This is a genomic window from Mesorhizobium sp. 128a (assembly GCF_053848025.1).
The window spans coordinates 137,471-154,303 of the sequence record NZ_JBSPKY010000008.1 but is presented as its reverse complement, the minus strand read 5'-3'; the positions used below and the strand labels follow the sequence as shown (position 1 = coordinate 154,303).

At 64.0% G+C, this 16,833-nt stretch carries 17 protein-coding genes; 10 read left to right on the top strand and 7 right to left on the bottom strand.

Translation table 11 applies throughout. From position 1 onward, the window contains the following. The first annotated feature begins 75 nt into the window (after positions 1–75). A complete protein-coding gene (locus ACWTU9_RS15660) occupies positions 76–1,128 on the top strand; it encodes a glycosyltransferase family 2 protein (protein ID WP_455859063.1) in 1,053 nt (350 codons plus the stop codon). Positions 1,129–1,172: 44 nt separating this feature from the next. Here ACWTU9_RS15660 and ACWTU9_RS15655 read toward each other — a convergent pair whose 3' ends face one another. From ACWTU9_RS15655 to ACWTU9_RS15640, 4 genes are all read right to left on the bottom strand, one after another. Then, complete coding sequence (locus ACWTU9_RS15655) at positions 1,173–1,487, bottom strand: antibiotic biosynthesis monooxygenase family protein (protein ID WP_455859062.1); 315 nt, start codon at positions 1,485–1,487, stop codon at positions 1,173–1,175. Positions 1,488–1,553: 66 nt separating this feature from the next. Then, positions 1,554–2,432 (bottom strand): energy transducer TonB family protein, encoded by an 879-nt coding sequence (locus tag ACWTU9_RS15650; protein WP_455859061.1) that lies wholly within the window; start codon positions 2,430–2,432, stop codon positions 1,554–1,556. Positions 2,433–2,669: 237 nt separating this feature from the next. Beyond that, positions 2,670–3,107 carry a hypothetical protein gene (locus ACWTU9_RS15645; RefSeq protein ID WP_455859060.1) on the bottom strand — a complete coding sequence of 146 codons (438 nt, stop codon included), beginning with the start codon at positions 3,105–3,107 and terminating at the stop codon, positions 2,670–2,672. A gap of 5 nt (positions 3,108–3,112) precedes the next feature. Further along, positions 3,113–5,257, bottom strand: a complete 2,145-nt coding sequence (locus tag ACWTU9_RS15640) for a TonB-dependent hemoglobin/transferrin/lactoferrin family receptor (protein WP_455859143.1) — start codon at positions 5,255–5,257, stop codon at positions 3,113–3,115. Between the two features lie 260 nt (positions 5,258–5,517). On the opposite strand from ACWTU9_RS15640, the gene hemP reads away from it, so the two are divergent. Genes hemP through ACWTU9_RS15615 form a run of 5 tightly spaced genes read left to right on the top strand, consistent with a single transcriptional unit; the run spans position 5,518 to position 9,640 of the window. Further along, positions 5,518–5,724, top strand: a complete 207-nt coding sequence (gene hemP / locus ACWTU9_RS15635) for a hemin uptake protein HemP (protein ID WP_454574287.1) — start codon at positions 5,518–5,520, stop codon at positions 5,722–5,724. Between the two features lie 38 nt (positions 5,725–5,762). Next, positions 5,763–6,821: a hemin-degrading factor gene (locus ACWTU9_RS15630; protein ID WP_455859059.1), complete on the top strand. Its 1,059-nt coding sequence runs from the start codon at positions 5,763–5,765 to the stop codon at positions 6,819–6,821. Positions 6,822–6,832: 11 nt separating this feature from the next. Further along, positions 6,833–7,726 (top strand): heme/hemin ABC transporter substrate-binding protein, encoded by an 894-nt coding sequence (locus ACWTU9_RS15625; RefSeq protein WP_455859058.1) that lies wholly within the window; start codon positions 6,833–6,835, stop codon positions 7,724–7,726. A gap of 4 nt (positions 7,727–7,730) precedes the next feature. Continuing rightward, positions 7,731–8,828 (top strand): FecCD family ABC transporter permease, encoded by a 1,098-nt coding sequence (locus ACWTU9_RS15620; RefSeq protein ID WP_455859057.1) that lies wholly within the window; start codon positions 7,731–7,733, stop codon positions 8,826–8,828. Between the two features lie 23 nt (positions 8,829–8,851). Then, on the top strand, positions 8,852–9,640 hold the full coding sequence (locus ACWTU9_RS15615) for a heme ABC transporter ATP-binding protein (protein ID WP_455859056.1): 789 nt from the start codon (positions 8,852–8,854) through the stop codon (positions 9,638–9,640). 5 nt (positions 9,641–9,645) lie between these two features. Here ACWTU9_RS15615 and rirA read toward each other — a convergent pair whose 3' ends face one another. Further along, positions 9,646–10,107, bottom strand: coding sequence for an iron-responsive transcriptional regulator RirA (rirA, locus tag ACWTU9_RS15610; RefSeq protein ID WP_455859055.1), 462 nt, complete (start codon positions 10,105–10,107; stop codon positions 9,646–9,648). A 281-nt stretch (positions 10,108–10,388) separates the two neighbouring features. On the opposite strand from rirA, the gene ACWTU9_RS15605 reads away from it, so the two are divergent. The 3 genes from ACWTU9_RS15605 (at position 10,389) to ACWTU9_RS15595 (ending at position 13,014) form a co-directional block, all read left to right on the top strand. Continuing rightward, positions 10,389–11,684, top strand: a complete 1,296-nt coding sequence (locus ACWTU9_RS15605; RefSeq protein WP_455859054.1) for a DUF445 domain-containing protein — start codon at positions 10,389–10,391, stop codon at positions 11,682–11,684. 230 nt (positions 11,685–11,914) lie between these two features. Continuing rightward, the gene (locus tag ACWTU9_RS15600; protein WP_455859053.1) at positions 11,915–12,340 is read left to right on the top strand and encodes a phasin family protein; all 426 of its coding nucleotides are present in this window, start codon (positions 11,915–11,917) and stop codon (positions 12,338–12,340) included. Positions 12,341–12,516: 176 nt separating this feature from the next. Beyond that, positions 12,517–13,014, top strand: coding sequence for a MaoC family dehydratase (locus tag ACWTU9_RS15595; protein WP_455859052.1), 498 nt, complete (start codon positions 12,517–12,519; stop codon positions 13,012–13,014). On the opposite strand, the gene ACWTU9_RS15590 is transcribed toward ACWTU9_RS15595, so the two are convergent. Then, positions 13,011–14,447: an MFS transporter gene (locus tag ACWTU9_RS15590; RefSeq protein ID WP_455859051.1), complete on the bottom strand. Its 1,437-nt coding sequence runs from the start codon at positions 14,445–14,447 to the stop codon at positions 13,011–13,013. The genes ACWTU9_RS15595 and ACWTU9_RS15590 overlap by 4 nt on opposite strands. 129 nt (positions 14,448–14,576) lie before the next feature. On the opposite strand from ACWTU9_RS15590, the gene ACWTU9_RS15585 reads away from it, so the two are divergent. Beyond that, the gene (locus ACWTU9_RS15585; RefSeq protein WP_455859050.1) at positions 14,577–15,470 is read left to right on the top strand and encodes a LysR family transcriptional regulator; all 894 of its coding nucleotides are present in this window, start codon (positions 14,577–14,579) and stop codon (positions 15,468–15,470) included. A 4-nt stretch (positions 15,471–15,474) separates the two neighbouring features. Here ACWTU9_RS15585 and ACWTU9_RS15580 read toward each other — a convergent pair whose 3' ends face one another. Next, entirely contained in the window at positions 15,475–16,824 is a 1,350-nt protein-coding gene (locus ACWTU9_RS15580) for an aminotransferase-like domain-containing protein (RefSeq protein WP_455859049.1), read from the bottom strand. Between the last annotated feature and the right edge of the window lie 9 nt (positions 16,825–16,833).

Below are 16,833 nucleotides of genomic sequence, written 5' to 3'. Positions count from 1 at the left end.
GGCTCGCTTGCCTGCGTCTGGTTGCAAGTATATGCGCTGATATAGACAGCAACTCGAGTGGGCCAAGCCGAACAGATGGAAGAGAAGCGCCCACCGTTTGAGCTGCCGCGCGTGGCCGTGGTCATCACCTGCTACAATTACCGGCCCTATGTCGAACAGGCGATCCGTTCGGTGTTGACGCAGACCTACCGGAATTGGGAATGCGTCATCGTCGACGATGCCTCGACCGACGGCTCGGCCGAGCATGTCCGTCAGCTTCTCCAGTCAATCGGCGATCCGCGCCTGCGTCTCCTGATGCGGCCGCAAAACGGCGGCCAACTGGCGGCCTTCCGCGACGGCTTTGCCGCTGGTGACGCGCCGTTTGTGACCTTTCTTGACGCCGACGATGTCTGGCTGCCGAATTTTCTCCTGGCGCATATTTCGGCCCATCTCAATGCAGTGCGCTCTGCGGCGCTGTCCAGTTCGGACGTGTTCCTGGTCGATGGCGACCGAATATTGCTGGGCGGCACCTATGCCCTGTTGCGCAAGCCGCGTCCCGAGCCGGATGGCCTCGGGACCGTCATTCCGGCCGGCAGGCAGCTTGGCGAGATAGCGCCCGATCTCGCCTATGCATCGGATCATCCGGTCACCTATTTTGGGCCAGGGGTCTATGGGTGGATGTGGGCGCCGACATCATCGATGGTTTTCAGACGTGGCGCACTGGAACCGGTTCTGGCGTTCCCCTTCAAGACCAGGATAGGGACCGACTATCTGGCTGCAACATGCGCACATCTGTCGGCCGGCAGCCTGCTCTTGTCGGAAGGTCTCGGCCTCTATCGTCTGCACGGCGCCAACGCGTCCGCCGGCGTCTCCTATGCCGGGGGCCACGTGCAGCAATCGGCGGCCTATCGCACGCATGAGATCGCGCTGGGTACGGATGTTCTCGACTATGTGCTCGCCAATGCGGAGCGGCTCGGCGCCGTCAATGGCCGCGATTTCGTGCCTGGATTCCTGGCGCAGCACATCAGGCGGTTCGGCCGCCTGGGAGATGATCCGCGCGTGAGGCCTTTTCTGGATCGCAGAAGCCGGTTGCGATGGCTGCGCAAGCGCGTCACCCGCTCTTTGCGGCGATTGCTTGGTCGGGCCTGACAGTGGGCAGCTCTGAATGCAGCTGCCCCCTAGGCCAAAATATCTCAAGCGCCCTCGACCACCGAAAAGCCTTCGAACTGCGGATGGCCGAGATAGTGCACCTTCGAGGTGCCGGTGTTGCGGTGGGCGGCGCGAAAATTCTCGGATTTGGTCCAGGCGACGAAATCCTCGTGGCTTGCCCAAACCGTGTGCGAGGCAAACAGGGTGTAACCCTCAGTCTCATTGACCGAGCCGCGCAGCAAGTGGAATTCCCTGAAGCCTTTCATCTCCGAGAGGCTGGAATCGCGGTTCTTCCAGACATCCTCGAAGGCGGTCTCCGAGCCGTTCTGGACCTTGAAGCGGTTCATGGCGATGTACATTGGCTTCCTTTCGATACCGATGAGTTGTGTTTGATGAGCCGCTACGGTGCGGCGGTGGAGGTTTTCTTAAAATGGACCGATCCGCGCCCTGAACACCCAACTCGACCTGCCGGTTTCCGTTGGAATGGGCGGGAATGGAGCTTGCTGGCGCACCAGCTTCAAAGCGAATTCGTCAAGCTCGGCAGACCCTGAACTTTCGGCAAGCTGTACGTCGCCGACGCTGCCATCGGCCATGACGACGAAAACGACCCTGGCATTGTTTTGAGCCTTTGCTTGCACCGCTTTGGAAACGCGGCGGTTAGCCTTGGCGAGTTTCTTTTGAATTTCCCCGCTGTAGCGGGATTCCATCGCATTGCCGGCCGCAGCCTGCTTTTTGCCCTTGCTGGCAACCACCGATGCGTCGCGTTCCTCGCCGTCTGCCGCGCCGCGCGAATCGTTGGTGTTGCTTGTTCCTCCGACTCCAGCTGAGGCGCTTGGTCTTGCAGTCGGGACTGGTGGCTTGGCAACAGGGGTTTCTGCGGGAGGTGCGTCTGCAGGAGGAGCCTCGGTGCTTTGCGTCTGCGCAGTGGGCGCTGCCGGCGGCTCGCTGCTTCTGGTGACACTCTGGTCGTCCTGGCGGGGGGTGGCAGCGGTCAACATGTCGGGACTGTCGATTGCTTGTTTGACGGCTTCCGGTGGCGCCTCGGGCTGCTCTACCGGTTGTGGTGCCTCGGCCGGCGGCGCGGGTGGAACGGCCTTGGGTTCGGACGGTCGCGGGTCCGACACCAAGGTGACATCCACCGCGCCGGGCGCCTGGCCGTCCAAATCGCTGCCGACGACATCAGCGCCCGATTGATCGGTGCCCTCGGACTGTATCGCGTTGCTGGAATCGAATGTCCCCGTGGGCGCGATCAAAAACCCCGCCGCGGCAGCGGCATGGAGCAGGCAGGAGGCGATGATCGCCATCGTCCACTTGCGGTCCGCGGCCGACGGCTGTGACCGCGACTGCGCAGGCGGCTCGGCCGGCGCAATCGCCAGTTCGTTGCCGGCGTCGGGGAGGGGGCTGATGTCCTGCATGGTTTGCGGCGAGACCTGCAGCGAGCGGGTGGGATTGTCAAATCAAGATCGGTTGCGGGCCACGGCGATGGACCGGAGATGGGCCACTCCGCGTTATCGTGCTCGAAGGCGGGATGCAGTCCCACCTCAGACGCCGAATGCGATGCCGGTCTTGGCAGTCTTCAGCCCGCGCATGCAGGCGCCCGGCTCGACGCCGGCGCCGGTGCATTCGGTGGCGCTGTTGATCAGCACGCGGCTGAGTTTGGTGCAGTCGGTGCCGGCAAGGTCGAAACGGGTCACCTTGGTCTTGCCGACCGGCAGGTCCTTGAAGTCGAGCACGCTCAGCCGATCGACGAGGCCGGCATCGTTGAACAGCGCGATCTCGAAGGCCGCCTTGGACAGATCGGCGCCAAGCGCATTGTTGACGACGAAGGTCAGCCGGCAGCCCTTGTCGGATGGCTGCGCGGCATTGAGCTCGAGGCTGAGTTGCGGCGCCGGCGCGGACTGAGCCCACGCCGGCGCCGAACCGTGCGACATCGCCAGCGTCGAGGTCAGGAGACGAAGCGATATCGTCAAGCCTGTCATTGACGTCAGCCTCCAAAGCGCATGGTTGCCGCCAGCTTCAGTGTGATGCCGGGCTCGTAGATCACAGCAGTTGTGCCGCCGTTCAGCGGGTTGGTGTATTTGACATCGAACAGATTGTCGGCGCGGAAATCGACCTTCAAATTGTCGGTCGCCTGGTAACTGGCGAAGGCGTTGACCAGCGTATAGTCCTTGGCCACGAGGTTGCCCTTGGGCTTGCCGTTGTATTGCACCTCGCCGCCAACGGTCAGCTTGTCCTGAAGGAAGCGGAAGCCGAGCTGCGCCGTCACCTGCGAGGACGGGATGGCGGCAAGGTCGGCCCGCTCGCCTTCGTAAGAGATGGTGTGGCCGTTGATGATCGAGGCCGACAGCCCGGCATAACCCCAGGCGGCGTCATAGACGCTTTCCAGTTCGAAGCCGTTGATCTTGGCCTGGGCGAAGTTCTGGTACTGGAAGCAGATCGGGATGCCGGGGCCGAACGGGCAGCCGCTGGTTGGGTCGAACGGCGACAGCGTCACGCCCTCGATGTAGTCGTCGACATCGTTGTGGAAGTAGGCGGCCTTCAGCCGAAACGCGTCCCCGGCCTCGATTATGTCGTTCTGTTTGTAGTTGACGCCGAATTCGGTGGTCTTGCCGGTTTCAGGCCGCAGGTTCGGGTTGGGCAGGAACGGGAAGGTGACGCCGGCCGGATGGTTGCCGCTGATCAGCGTTTCGGTCAGTGACGGCGAGCGGTAGCCTTCCGCGTAGGTGCCATAGAACTGCAGGCCGGCAAGGCTGGCGCTTTCGAAGGGCGAGACGCCGACGGTGATGCGCGGCGACAGCCGGTCGCCCGAGGTTTCGTTGTCCGAATCCTTCAGTCTGTAATTGTCGTAGCGCAGGCCGGTGATGACTTCGAGCCAGCCCCAGCTCAGCTTGTCCTGGATGTACGCGCCTGACACGTTGCGCTTCCCCGACGGCGTGTAAAAACTGTCGCCGCCCGATGTGCCGCCGGTCTCGACGTCGTCGCCGACCCAGTCGCCGCCATAGGTCAACTCGTGCGCGATGCCGGCGGTCTCGAAGCGCGACGTGTTCCAGATGTCGATCCCGGTGGTGCCGACATCGAAGGTCGACGTGGAGCCTACCGGCAGCACGACGGGAAGACCGGTGACCTGATCGAACCGGTTTTGCGGCACAAGCGTCGTCAGGTCGAGATTGGTCTTGTTGTAGGAGGCATTGATGTGGAGGTCGAGCCAGCTCTTGGCGTCGTCGGTGATGTTGTAGCGGGCGGTAAAGGTGTTCGACTTGAGGTCGACATCGTTTGCCGGCACGCCGCCGCTCGTTTCCGTCCAGCCATCGCTCGAGCCGATCCAGCCGAGCTTCAATTCGCTGTTTTCGCTGGGGCGAATGGTGGTCTTGAGCAGGCCGCTCAGCACGTCGAAGCCGGTGCCGGCGACGGTGTCGCCGCTGCCGTTCTTGTAGTCGTCGTAGTCGCGGTAGACGATGTTGCCCAGCACATCCCAGTTGTCGTTGAATTTGTAGGCGCCGCTGGCGCTGGTGGTCCCGCCCTTGCCATTGCTTTCATAGCGCCCGGTCGCCGATGCGCCCCAGGTCTCGCCCGGCCTGAGGAAGTCCTCGGCATCCTTGGTGTCGAAGAAGACGACGCCGCCGATGGCGCCTGAGCCATAGGTGTTGGCGGTCGGTCCGCGGATCACGTCGACGGATTTGATGAGCTCGGGGTCGACATAGAAGGTCGATTGCGTGCCGTGGTCGGAGCGCTGGAAATTCTGCCTTGCGCCGTCGACGATCACCGCGACGCGGCCGAAATCCTGCAGGCCGCGAATGTTGATGCTGGAGCTGACGCGTCGCGCATCGGCCTGCACGGCGACGCCGGGCACGCCGAGCAGCATTTCGTTCGGTGTCGTCGCCATGCGGCGGTCCAGCTGTTCCTGGTCGACATGGCTGGCCGATGCCAGCGATTCGATCGCCGTCTCGCCTGTCCGGCTGATGACGAGGATCTTGTCGAGCAGCGTCACACCGGCAGGGGCGGGTTGGGTTTCCTCGGTTTTCTTGGTCTGATCAGCTGCCGGCTGAGCGGCTTGTTGCGCGCTGGCCGGCGGTGTCAGCAGCGCGATCGCCGCTGCCCCCGCAAGCAAGGCCGCCCTTGCCTTTGCCATAGGCCGATGCACCGGATCGGCGTGCGCCAGACCCAGTCGTCCACGATTTCCCAACCCCATGCCCCAACTCCAAAATCCAGGTTCGATGCTGGCTGGCGTTGGCGCTCGCTGGCATTTTTCATTGCTTCCGGCGTCTTAAATGTTGACTCATTTAGTCCGGTAATGCACTGACTAGTAAACTTGATTATTCGAGTCAAGAAATGAATCGGCATTTTTGCAACGCCTAGCCAGACGCCCGGCACAGGAAGGGATAGACCGAGATGAACACCCACAATCCCAACGACTTCCGCTACCGCGTCCGCCGTTCAGAGGAGACGCCGACCCGCTTCGACCGGGTGCCGCTGGCGGTGCGGACGCTGTCCTCCAACGCGCTCTTCCAGGGCGAGCACGAGATCGGCATCGAGCACCATGGCGCGCTCTATCGGCTGAAGATCACCCGCCAGGGTAAGCTCATCCTCAACAAGTAACGAACCAGACAAGCCAACACAAAGCAGGGCAGACAGGTATGGACCAGCGCGTAAAACCCGCTCCGCATGAAATCCGGCGAGCGCGGGCAGACAACCCGAAAACACGCGAGCGCGACCTTGCCGCCGCGCTCGGTATTTTCGAGGCCGAACTGGTCGCCGCGCATTGCGGCGAGGGCGTCGTGCGCGTCGAGCCGCGCGTCAACGATCTGCTGACCGGCCTCGACGCGGTCGGCGAAGTGATGGCGCTGACCCGCAACGAAGGCGCGGTGCACGAGAAGATCGGCGTCTACGACAAGGTCGTGCCCGGCACGCACAATGCCATGGTGCTGGGCGAACACATCGACCTGCGCATCTTTCCGAAAGTCTGGGCGCATGGCTTTGCGGTGGAGAAACGCGACGGCGGCGACATCCGCCGCAGCCTGCAATTCTTCGACGCGGCGGGCGATGCGGTGCACAAGGTGCATCTGCGGCCGGCGTCCAATCTCTATGCCTACCAGAAACTGGTAGCGGCGCTCGAGTCATCGAACCAGGAGCCGACGGTTGCTGTCGTGGGCCTGGCCGAGGACGACGCCGAGACACCCGGGGTTGCCGCAAACATCGACGATCTGCGCGACCGCTGGAGCCGGCTGACCGACGTGCATCAGTTCTTCGGCATGCTGAAGGCGCTGAAGCTCAGCCGTCGCCAGGCCGTGCGCATGGTCGGCCAGGACTATGCCTGGCTGCTCGACAATGACGCCGTCAGCGCCATGTTCCATCATGCCGCAGCCGACGGCATGCCGATCATGTGCTTCGTCGGAAACCGCGGTTGCATCCAGATCCATTCCGGCCCGGTCAAGACGATCAAGCCGATGGGGCCGTGGATCAACGTCATGGACGAGACTTTCCATCTGCATTTGCGAACGGATCACATCCAGGAAGTCTGGGCCGTGCGCAAGCCGACCAAGGACGGTCACGTCACCTCACTCGAAGCCTATGGCGCCGACGGCAAGATGATCATCCAGTTCTTCGGCAAGCGCCATGAAGGCGAGGGCGAGCGCGATGACTGGCGGTTCCTCGCCGAAAACCTGCCGCGCATTCCAAGCCCGACCGCCGCCTGAGGACTAGAATCATGATGTCATTGTTGAGGCTGTCGCAACCGACGCTTGCCGCGGTCATGGGTCTGTCGCTGTTGCTTGCGACGCCGGCGCGGGCGACCGAAAACGTTACCGTGTTTGCCGACACGTCGCGGATCGCGGCGATCGGCGGCTCGATCACCGAGATCGTCTACGCGCTTGGCGAAGAGGGCCATCTGGTCGCCCGCGATTCAACCAGCCGCTACCCGGCGGCGGCGGTCGCATTGCCCGATGTCGGCTATATGCGCGAGCTGTCGCCGGAAGGCGTTTTGTCGGTCAATCCGTCGGGCATTCTGGCGCTGCATGGCAGCGGCCCGAGGGAAGCGGTCGATGTGTTGAAAAAGTCGAGCGTGCCGTTCATCGACGTGCCCGAGCACTACAGCCATGACGCCATCCTGGAAAAGATCCGCATCGTCGGCAAGGCGCTCGGTGTCGACGCAAAGGCCGAGAAGCTGGCGGCCGAGACCGACGCCAAGCTGAAGGCGGCCGAAAAACAGACGGCGTCGATCAAGGAGCGCAAGCGCGTCCTGTTCGTGCTGTCGATCCAGGGCGGCAAGATCCTCGCCGCCGGCAGCGACACCGCTGGCGACGGCATCATCAAGCTCGCCGGCGCGGTCAACGCGGTCGAAGGCTTTTCCGGCTACAAGCCGATGTCCGATGAGGCGATCGTCAGCGCCAGGCCCGACGTGATCCTGGCGATGAAGAATGCCGGACCGCCGATTGCGGAGGCCGAGCTGTTCGCCATCCCGTCGATCACTTCGACGCCGGCCGGCGCCGATCACAAGCTGATCCTGATGGATGGCGGTTACCTCCTCGGCTTCGGGCCGCGCACGGCCGCTGCCATCCATGACCTCGCCGTCTCGCTCTATGGCAGCCAGGTCACGGACTGAGCGAATGGTGGACCAGTCGATCGCCGGCGCGGCGGGCAAGGTGGCGGCCGAGGGCGATCGTTCAGGGCGCGCGCGCCTGGTCATTTTGCTCCTGTGCGTGATGCTTGCCCTTTCCATGTTCCTGTCGCTGACATCGGGCGCGTCCGATGCGTCGGCCGTCGGCGTCATCCGTGACTGGCTGACCGGCACTGTGCCGGCCGACGCCGCGCTCGGCGCTCGGGACCGGCTGATCGTCTACGACATCCGCATGCCGCGCGTGCTGCTCGGCGTGCTGCTCGGAGCGGCGCTGGCCGTCTCCGGTGCGGTCATGCAAGGGCTGTTCCGCAATCCGCTCGCCGACCCCGGCCTGATCGGCGTTTCGGCCGGATCGAGCCTTGGCGCCGTCGCCGTCATCGTGCTCGGTACGAACTGGCTGGCGCGGCTGACTTTGGCGCTGGGTAGCATGGCCTTGCCGCTCGCCGCCTTTTGCGGCGGCCTTGTGGTGACGCTGGTCCTCTACCGCGTCGCCACGCGGCAGGGGCGGACCTCGGTCGCCACCATGCTGCTTGCCGGCATTGCGCTCGCTGCCCTTGCCATGGCGCTGACCGGCATCCTGATCTTCATGGCCGACGACCGGCAATTGCGCGACCTGACCTTCTGGCAACTGGGTTCGCTTGGCGGCGCGACCTGGCCGAAGATCGCTTCCGTCGGCCCGATCATCGTGCTGGCGCTGGGGACGATGCCGTTTCTCGCCCGCGGCCTCAACGCATTGGCGCTGGGTGAGGCGACGGCCGGCCATCTCGGCATCCCGGTGCAGCGGCTGAAATACACCGCGATCGTCGGCGTTTCGGCGGCGGTCGGTGCTTCCGTCGCGGTCAGCGGCGGCATCGGCTTCGTCGGCATCGTCGTGCCGCATCTCTTGCGGCTGCTGATCGGTCCGGACAATCGATATCTGCTGCCGGCGTCCGCACTGCTTGGCGCCTCGATGCTGCTCATCGCCGATGCCGTCGCCCGCGTCGTCGTGGCGCCGGCCGAACTGCCGATCGGCATAGTCACGGCGATCGCCGGCGCGCCGTTCTTCCTCTGGATCCTGCTGCGCAAGCGCGGCGTGATCGACCTGTGAGATCTGAAACCTGTGAGGCGGGCATGATCGAAGCACGCGATGTCTCGGTGGCGATCGGCGGCAAACGCATTGTCACTAATGTAGATTTTGTCGCGCGGCCGGGCGAAATCGCCGCCATTGTCGGACCCAATGGTTCGGGCAAGACGACTTTCCTTAAGGCACTGTCGGGCGATCTGACGTTTACGGGAACGATTGCCGTTAACGGCCGCAACCTCGCTGATATGAAGCCGGTGGAGGCGGCCACTGCACGCGCGGTGCTGCCGCAGGCGACGACGCTGTGCTTCCCCTTCACCGTGCACGAAGTGGTCAGGCTCGGCCTTGTCGGCGGCCGTTCCGGCGTGCTGTCGGGTGAAGACGACAGGCTGCCCGAGCGCGCTCTGGCGCGCGTCGACCTTGACGGTTTTGCCGGCCGTTTCTACCAGGAGCTTTCGGGTGGCGAGCAGCAGCGCGTTCAGCTGGCGCGCGTGCTGTGCCAGGTCTGGGCGCCGGTGCTGGACGGCAAGCCGCGGTATCTGTTCCTCGACGAGCCGGTTTCCAGCCTCGACATCAAGCACCAGCTGATCATTATGAACATCGCGCGCGACTTCGCCCGGCGCGGCGGCGGCGTGATCGCCATCCTGCACGACCTCAATCTGACGGCCATGTATGCGGACCGGATCTTCGTCATGCATCGCGGCCGGCTCGCCGCCGACGGTTCGCCGCAAGAGGTGTTGAGCGACGATCTCATCGAAAAAGTGTTCGATTGCCGGCTCAGGGTTGGTGTGTTGCCGGCAGGAAACGTGCCGTTCGTGCTGCCGCAGTCGGCGGCTTAGAAAGCTCAGGCGGCCGGAGCTCGCTGCACCAGCATGTCGATGCCGAGCAGATGGCGCACGTTTGGCCGCGCCGCCACCATATCGGCAATCGTGTAACGGGAGAGTACGGCAAAGAAGGCGTTGAGCGCCTCACGCAGCGCCGAGTTGAGGGCACAGCTGTCGACCAGCGGACATTCGGCCGCGTGGTTCTCGAAGCACTCGGCCATGGCGAAGCTCTCTTCGGTCACCCGCACGACGTCGAACAGGTTGATCTCAGCGGCGGGACGGCCAAGCCTGACACCACCATTGCGGCCGCGCACCGTCTCGACCAGACCATGCTCGACCAGCGGCTGCAGGATCTTGAACAGGAAAAGCTCCGACACCGAATAAGCGGCCGCGATCTCCGGGATGCGGCTCAGCCGTTCGGTGTTTGCCGCGCAATACATCAGGATGCGCATGGCGTAGTTGGTCTGGCGCGTTAACCGCATTTCATTCCTCACCCAATTGCTGGCGCATTGGAACTGCACCAGATTTTAGATTGTACCGGTGCGGCTTTCTCACCCGGAGCTTCGGATTCGCCCACACTGGCCTCTTCGGAATATGGCCTATACCTTGGAACAATTCCAGACTGGGATTGCATGATAGGTGAATATTCTTGTCAACTTTGTGTGCGCAATCGGCATATCTCGAGGCGAAATCGGCCGTCCGGTCATGTCGCGGGCCGAAACAGTCCCTAAATACCCCTGAGATCGACGAGGAGCGGCCCATCATGTCTCAATCGGCCCCGTCCCTGGCGCCCGGCGGTTTCGATACCGAAGCGGGCGCCAAGCTTTCCGCGCTGCGGTGGACAAAGTTCCTTGCCACGGCAGCGCTGGCGCTTTGCGTCGTGGTCTTTGCCGTCGCCAAATCGTTCGAGGGCACCTATCCGTGGCTTGGCTTCGTGGCGGCCTTCGCCGAGGCGGCGACCATTGGCGGCTTGGCCGACTGGTATGCTGTCGTGGCGCTGTTCAAGCGACCCCTCGGTCTGCCGATCCCGCACACCGCCATCATCCCGGAGAACCAGAACCGCATCGCCGACAATCTCGGCCGCTTCATCGAGGTCAATTTCCTGGCGCCGGAGCCTGTGCGCGAAAAACTTGCCGAGGTCGATTTTGCGGCGCTCGTCTCCGACTGGCTGGCCGATACCGAGCGCGCCCGCGGCCTGTCGCGCTTCGTCGTGCGGCTGGTGCCGCAGACGCTTGCGGCGATCGAGCAATCCGGCCTGCGCGGCTTCCTCACCAGCCGCATGCTGGAACAGATAGACAAGGTGCCGCTGGCGCCGCTGGCCGCCGAACTTCTGTCGGCGCTGACCGACGACCGCCGCCACCAGAAACTGTTCGATGAATTCACCCGGGTGATCGGCCGGTTCCTGAACGACGAAGAGGCGCTGGCGACGATGCGAGAAAAAATCCGCGAGGAGTTGCCGTCGCTCTTCAACCTGTTCAGAGCCGACGCCTACCTCCTGAAGAAGATCGTCGCTTCCGCCGGTTCGTTGCTCGACGAGGTGCGCGCCGATTCCGATCACCCGATGCGTGCCGAATTCGACCGTTTCGCGCATAGCTTCATCGAGCGGCTCAGGACCTCGAAACAATACGCCAAGCGGGCCGAGAAACTGAAGCGCGATTTTCTGGCGCGGCCTGAGGTCAAGGCGCTGGCCGGTGACATGTGGCAGAGTCTCAGCCTGTTCATCGAGCAGGACGCCAAGGCAGAGAATTCGATCGTTCGCGAACACCTCGCCAACATGTTCGTCGAGGTCGGCCGCCATCTTGCCGGCGATCCGCAGATCAGGGCCGACATGAATCAGGGCTTTGTCGTGGCGCTAGGCTCGTTCGTGGAGAGCCAGAAGAGCGGCGTGTCGACATTCATCGCCGACCAGGTCAAGCGCTGGGACCTTGCCCAGCTGACCAGGCTGATCGAGATGAACATCGGCAGGGACCTGCAATATATCCGCTTCAACGGCATGATCATCGGCGGCCTTGCCGGCGTCGCGCTCTACGTGGGCGAGCGGCTGTTGCTTGCTGGTTGAAGTGGGGCCGGCTGACCTGCATTCGCCGCCAAATTGCATTGCGCGGGCGAATGGACACGCGGCGCGCGAGTGCTATTGTCCGGATTAGAGCAGTTCACCGTTTTCACAGAAAACTGCGACCTGCTCTAACTCTTTGTTTTGACGCAATTCCGGACGGAAAACTGTTTCACACTTTTCCTGGAATTGCTCTAGGGTTCCGCATTTGCAGTAAACTGGGGAGCAAACGAGCAATGGCCAAACAACCCGATTCCGATTCGTTCCTGGACATGTTCAGCCGCTTCGGCCGCGACCTGAAGGTGCCGAATGTCGAGGCGGTCCTTGCGCATCACCGCAAGAACCTCGAGGCGCTGGAAAAATCGGTGCGGGCGGGGGCTGCCGGCGCGACCTCGCTCTTGTCCAGGCAGCGCGAGATGCTGCAGGACACGCTGCGTGAAGTCAGCGACATGGCGCAAAGCTACAAGGTGCCGGGCAACCCGCAGGAGCTGATGTCGAAACAGGCGGAGTTCGCCAAGAAATCCTTCGAAGCCGCCCTGAAGAATGCCAGCGAAGTGGCCGAGATGGTTAAAAAATCCGGCACCGAATCGGTCGAAATCCTGCGCGAGCGCATCAAGGAAGCGATGGAGGAAATCCGCTCCGGCTACGAAAACAAGAAGTGATGCCAGGGGCGGCCTGACGACGGCGGCCAGCCGCGGCTCTGACAGGCCGCTTGCGCGCATGACCGTGGACGAAGGGCGGTATTTGGCCGAGAATGGCGGAACAGAATCGCAACAGGCGAATTGACAGGGGCTGCCGGTTCGTGGTCCGAGGCATTGGAGCCATCGGGAAAGCAGGAATGACGGAAATACGGTCGAAAGCGCCGCCGACCTTCGAGCAGCTAAGGGCGATGGTCGGGCAGGAGCTCGGCGTGTCGGAATGGACGACCGTCGACCAGAACCGCATCAACCAGTTTGCCGAATGCACCGGCGACCATCAGTGGATTCATGTCGATCCGGAGCGCGCGAAGCGGCAGAGCCCATTCCGCACAACGATCGCGCATGGCTATCTGACGCTGTCGATCATCGGCGCACTGGCGCTCGACATGGGCATCGTGCCTGAAAACACGCAAGCCGCCTTCAACTACGGCTTCGACAAGGTGCGTTTCCTGGCACCGGTCAGGGTCGGGGCGCGCATCCGGCTGCGCTCCATGCTGTTGTCGGTGGAGGACAGGGGGCCGGGCCAATACCTGATGAAGGCCGCCAACACGGTCGAGATCGAGGGCGAGCAAAGGCCGGCGCTGACCGCGGAAACGCTGGTCATGCTCTACGAACGCCGCAAGCGGGCTGGGGCCTAAGCCGGCCGGCCGGCGGCGCGGGCCGAGAGCAGCGCCAGCAACAGAGCAGCCACTGCCAGGGCCGTCGCCGTCTGAAAGGTGATCTGCATGCCTTGGGCGGCTGCCGCTGAGGTCAACTGACTTTCCGGTCCTCCAGTCGATGCGGCCGCAAAGATGGCGCCCATTAGCGATGCGCCGGTGATCAGGCCGAGATTGCGCGACAGATTGAGCAGGCCGGACACGACGCCGCGCTCGCCGGCGGCGACACCGCTCATGACGGCTGCATTGTTGGAGGTCTGGAAGAGCGCGTAGCCGAAGCAGGTGAAGATGATCGGCAGGACATAGCTGGCAATGCCGAGTTTTGTCATAGCAAGCGACAGCAATGAGGTGCCGATGGCAAGGCTGGACAGTCCGGCGACCATCATCCTGTGCGCGCCGAAGCGATCCGTGAGGCGGCCGGCGATGAGCGCCGAGAGCGCCGAGACCAGCGGACCTGTCGACAGCACCACCCCGACCATCGCGGCATTGAGCCCAAGACCGCGCGACAGATAGAACGGCGCAACCACCAGCGTCGCCATCATCACCGTGGCGACGACGAGGTTCATGGCGAGGCTGGCGGTGAGCCTGATGTCATACAAGCCGGCAAGCCGGATCAAGGGATTCTTCGCTCTCGTCTGCGCAACGCCGAACAGGAAGATGCCGATGCCGGCGGCGATCAGCAGGCCGATGTTGAGGGTGCCGAAATTGCCGCGGCCGAGCGTCATCGCCAGCGCATAGGCGGTGAGCGTCAGAGCGAGCAGCGCGGTGCCCACCGCATCGAACCTGCCTCGATCGGCTTCGGCAGCCTTGCCGCGGGCGGGCAGGGCCAACCAGGCGAGCGCGAAGGCCGCGACGCCCAGCGGAACATTGACAAGGAAGATCGCCCGCCAGCCGAAGCCGGCGATGAGAAGGCCGCCAAGCGAGGGGCCGAGCGTGGTGCCGATCGCCGACATGGCGCCGAGCAAGCCCATGGCGCTGCCGGTTCTCTCCTTGGCCACGGTCTCGGCGACAAAGGCCAGCGTCAGCGCCATCATCAGCGCCGCACCAAGCCCTTGCACGGCGCGCGCCGCGATCAGCAGCCACAGGGTCGGCGCAAGCCCGCAGAGAACCGAGGCCAGCGTGAACAGCGCGATGCCGCCGAGCAGCAACGGCCGGCTGCCGAACATGTCGGCCAGTCGCCCGGCGCTGACGATCAGGGCGGTGATGGCGAGCAGATAGGCGAGAACCACCCATTGCACCGACTGGAACGACGCGCCGAAGGCCTGCATGAGGGAAGGCAGACCGACGCTGGCGATGCTGGTGCCGAGCGACGACAGCAGCGTGGCGAGCGACAGACTGGCCAGCGCCAAGACAGAGGACTTGATCTGTTGCGGCGCGGAGACGCGCTCGCTTGCGTTCTGCTCGGCAATTGCCATGGCGATCTCCTTTTTCGATCCGAGAGCGGACCCTGCCGGAGATCTAGTTTCTGAAGTGACATGGCGGAAGGCGCAGCATTTGCATCTTATTCGTGCGTGAAACGCCATGTCTTGTGTTACAATCCGCTGATGACATCGCCCGATCTCAATCTGCTGTTCGCGCTCGACGTCCTTTTGGCCGAAGGCAGCGTGGCGCGCGCCGCCAGCCGGCTGAGGCTAAGCCCGTCGGCGATGAGCCGAACGCTGGCTCGGCTGCGCGAGGCGACGGGCGATCCATTGCTGGTTCGCGCCGGCCGCGGCCTGGTTCCAACGCCGCGCGCGGAGGAATTGCGGCGGCAGGCTGGCCGCGTCGTTGGGGATGCCGAGGCGTTGCTGCGCCCTGCCAGGCTTCTCGATCTCGCGAAGCTGGACCGGATCTTCACGCTGCGCACCAATGAAGGGTTCGTCGAGGAGTTTGGACCGCGTCTTGTCGCCCGCATCCAGGCCGAGGCGCCCGGCGTGCGGCTGCGCTTTGCGCCCAAAGCCGACAAGGATGTCGCCTCGCTGCGCGACGCGACGATCGATCTGGAGATCGGGGTAGCCGGCGAAACCGGACCGGAGGTGCGCATACAGGCGCTGTTTCGCGACCGGTTCGTCGGCGCGGTGCGAGCCGGCCATCCGTTGAGCGAAGGTGCGATGACACCAGAACGCTATGCAGCCGGCCGCCACATCAGTGTTTCCAGGCGCGGCCGCGAAAGGGGACCGATCGACGAGGCCCTCGCTCTGCTCGGCCTGCAGCGGACGGTGGTGTGCATGGTCGCCGGTTTCTCGACCGCCCTTGCCATGGCGCGTGCGTCGGACCTGATCGCCAGCGTGCCGGGACGGCATACCCAAGGCGCACGTGCCGGCATGGTCAGCTTTCCGCTGCCGGTCGCCACCGTCGAGGTCACCATCTCGATGCTCTGGCATCCACGGATTGACGCCGATTCGGCGCAACGCTGGCTGCGCGACTGCGTTCGCGAGGTCTGCGCGGCCTCTCGCTGATCGATCACCGCGCCATCGCGGTCTCAAGCACCCTGAAAATGCGCTCGTCCTGACACTGCGCGACGTTGAAGCGCAGGAAGCGGCTGGCGGTTCCCGACAGGCTGAACGCGTTGCCGGGCGCCAATACGATGTTGTCGGCCAAAGCGCGGCGGGCGACTTCGGCGGCATCGATGCCGTCGGGAAGGCTGCTCCACAAAAACAGGCCCGCCGGCTGGTCGATCCATGGCGTGATGCCGATCGCTTTCAGGCGCGTGCCGGTCTCGCTCATGGCGCGCGCAAGCCTGGCGCGCAGCAGATCCATATGCTTGCGATAGCTGCCATCCCTGAGCAGCGCCAGTACCAGTTCCGCGGCCAGCCGGCCGCCGCCGAAAGTGGTGGCGATCTTGAGATCTGTGAGCTGCTCGATCCAGTCGTGGGGAGCGGCGATGAAGCCGCAGCGCACCGACGCCGATAGCGTCTTGGAGAAGCTGCCGATGTGGACGACGCGATTGAGGCCGTCGAATGCCGCCAGCCGGGGTGCTGGGCTGTGCTCGAAATCGGCAAAGATGTCGTCCTCGATAATGGTCAGGTCCGACTGATCGGCGAGTTTCAGCAGCCGGTGTGCGGTGACCGGCGACAGGATCGCGCCGGTCGGGTTGTGGATGGCGGAATTGGTGATGTAGAGGCGCGGCCTGTGCTCGGCCAGCGCTTGCGAGAACAGCTCGATATCCGGCCCCGATGGCGTGTAGGGAACGCTGACGACCTTGGCACGGTGAGCGCGCAGCAGCGCGTGAAAATTGAAATAGCAGGGGTCGTCGACCAGAACGGTATCGCCGGGTTCGATCAGGAAGCGGCAGAGCAGATCGATGGCTTGCGTGCCCGATTCCGTCAGCATGATCTGTTCGGGCGAGACCTCGATGCCGTGGCCTGCCATACGCCGCGCCAGCAATTGCCGCAGTGGCGGCAGGCCAAGCGGCGTGCCGTAATCGGCCAGCGCGACATCGTCGGCACGCGCCACCGTGCGCAGCGCCCGGCGCAAGGCGGATTGCGGCATCCACGAAGCCGGCATCCAGCCGCAACCGGGTTTGAGCATCTCGCCGCCGGCTTCCAGCGACTGGCGCGACACCCAGAGCGGATCGACCTCACGGTCGAGCCGTGGGCCGATCTCGGCGAGCGACAGCGGCGCCAGCGATCCGGCGGCATAGAAGCCCGAACCCGGCCTGGACCGGATCGCGCCTTCGGCGGCAAGCCGCTCATAGGCCTCGACGACGGTCGATTTCGACACCTGCATGGCTTTGGCGAAGGCACGGATCGAAGGCAACCGCGCGCCCGGCGTCAGGCTGCGCGCGGCAATACGCTGGCGAATGGTCGCCATGACAGTTTC

Excerpts from the sequence above, each read along its gene's own strand:
- ACWTU9_RS15660 (WP_455859063.1), top strand. The coding sequence starts at position 76 with ATGGAAGAGAAGCGCCCACCGTTTGAGCTGCCGCGCGTGGCCGTGGTC.
- ACWTU9_RS15655 (WP_455859062.1), bottom strand. The coding sequence starts at position 1,487 with ATGTACATCGCCATGAACCGCTTCAAGGTCCAGAACGGCTCGGAGACC.
- ACWTU9_RS15650 (WP_455859061.1), bottom strand. The coding sequence starts at position 2,432 with ATGGCGATCATCGCCTCCTGCCTGCTCCATGCCGCTGCCGCGGCGGGG.
- ACWTU9_RS15645 (WP_455859060.1), bottom strand. The coding sequence starts at position 3,107 with ATGACAGGCTTGACGATATCGCTTCGTCTCCTGACCTCGACGCTGGCG.
- ACWTU9_RS15640 (WP_455859143.1), bottom strand. The coding sequence starts at position 5,257 with ATGGCAAAGGCAAGGGCGGCCTTGCTTGCGGGGGCAGCGGCGATCGCG.
- hemP (WP_454574287.1), top strand. The coding sequence starts at position 5,518 with ATGAACACCCACAATCCCAACGACTTCCGCTACCGCGTCCGCCGTTCA.
- ACWTU9_RS15630 (WP_455859059.1), top strand. The coding sequence starts at position 5,763 with ATGGACCAGCGCGTAAAACCCGCTCCGCATGAAATCCGGCGAGCGCGG.
- ACWTU9_RS15625 (WP_455859058.1), top strand. The coding sequence starts at position 6,833 with ATGATGTCATTGTTGAGGCTGTCGCAACCGACGCTTGCCGCGGTCATG.
- ACWTU9_RS15620 (WP_455859057.1), top strand. The coding sequence starts at position 7,731 with ATGGTGGACCAGTCGATCGCCGGCGCGGCGGGCAAGGTGGCGGCCGAG.
- ACWTU9_RS15615 (WP_455859056.1), top strand. The coding sequence starts at position 8,852 with ATGATCGAAGCACGCGATGTCTCGGTGGCGATCGGCGGCAAACGCATT.
- rirA (WP_455859055.1), bottom strand. The coding sequence starts at position 10,107 with ATGCGGTTAACGCGCCAGACCAACTACGCCATGCGCATCCTGATGTAT.
- ACWTU9_RS15605 (WP_455859054.1), top strand. The coding sequence starts at position 10,389 with ATGTCTCAATCGGCCCCGTCCCTGGCGCCCGGCGGTTTCGATACCGAA.
- ACWTU9_RS15600 (WP_455859053.1), top strand. The coding sequence starts at position 11,915 with ATGGCCAAACAACCCGATTCCGATTCGTTCCTGGACATGTTCAGCCGC.
- ACWTU9_RS15595 (WP_455859052.1), top strand. The coding sequence starts at position 12,517 with ATGACGGAAATACGGTCGAAAGCGCCGCCGACCTTCGAGCAGCTAAGG.
- ACWTU9_RS15590 (WP_455859051.1), bottom strand. The coding sequence starts at position 14,447 with ATGGCAATTGCCGAGCAGAACGCAAGCGAGCGCGTCTCCGCGCCGCAA.
- ACWTU9_RS15585 (WP_455859050.1), top strand. The coding sequence starts at position 14,577 with ATGACATCGCCCGATCTCAATCTGCTGTTCGCGCTCGACGTCCTTTTG.
- ACWTU9_RS15580 (WP_455859049.1), bottom strand. The coding sequence starts at position 16,824 with ATGGCGACCATTCGCCAGCGTATTGCCGCGCGCAGCCTGACGCCGGGC.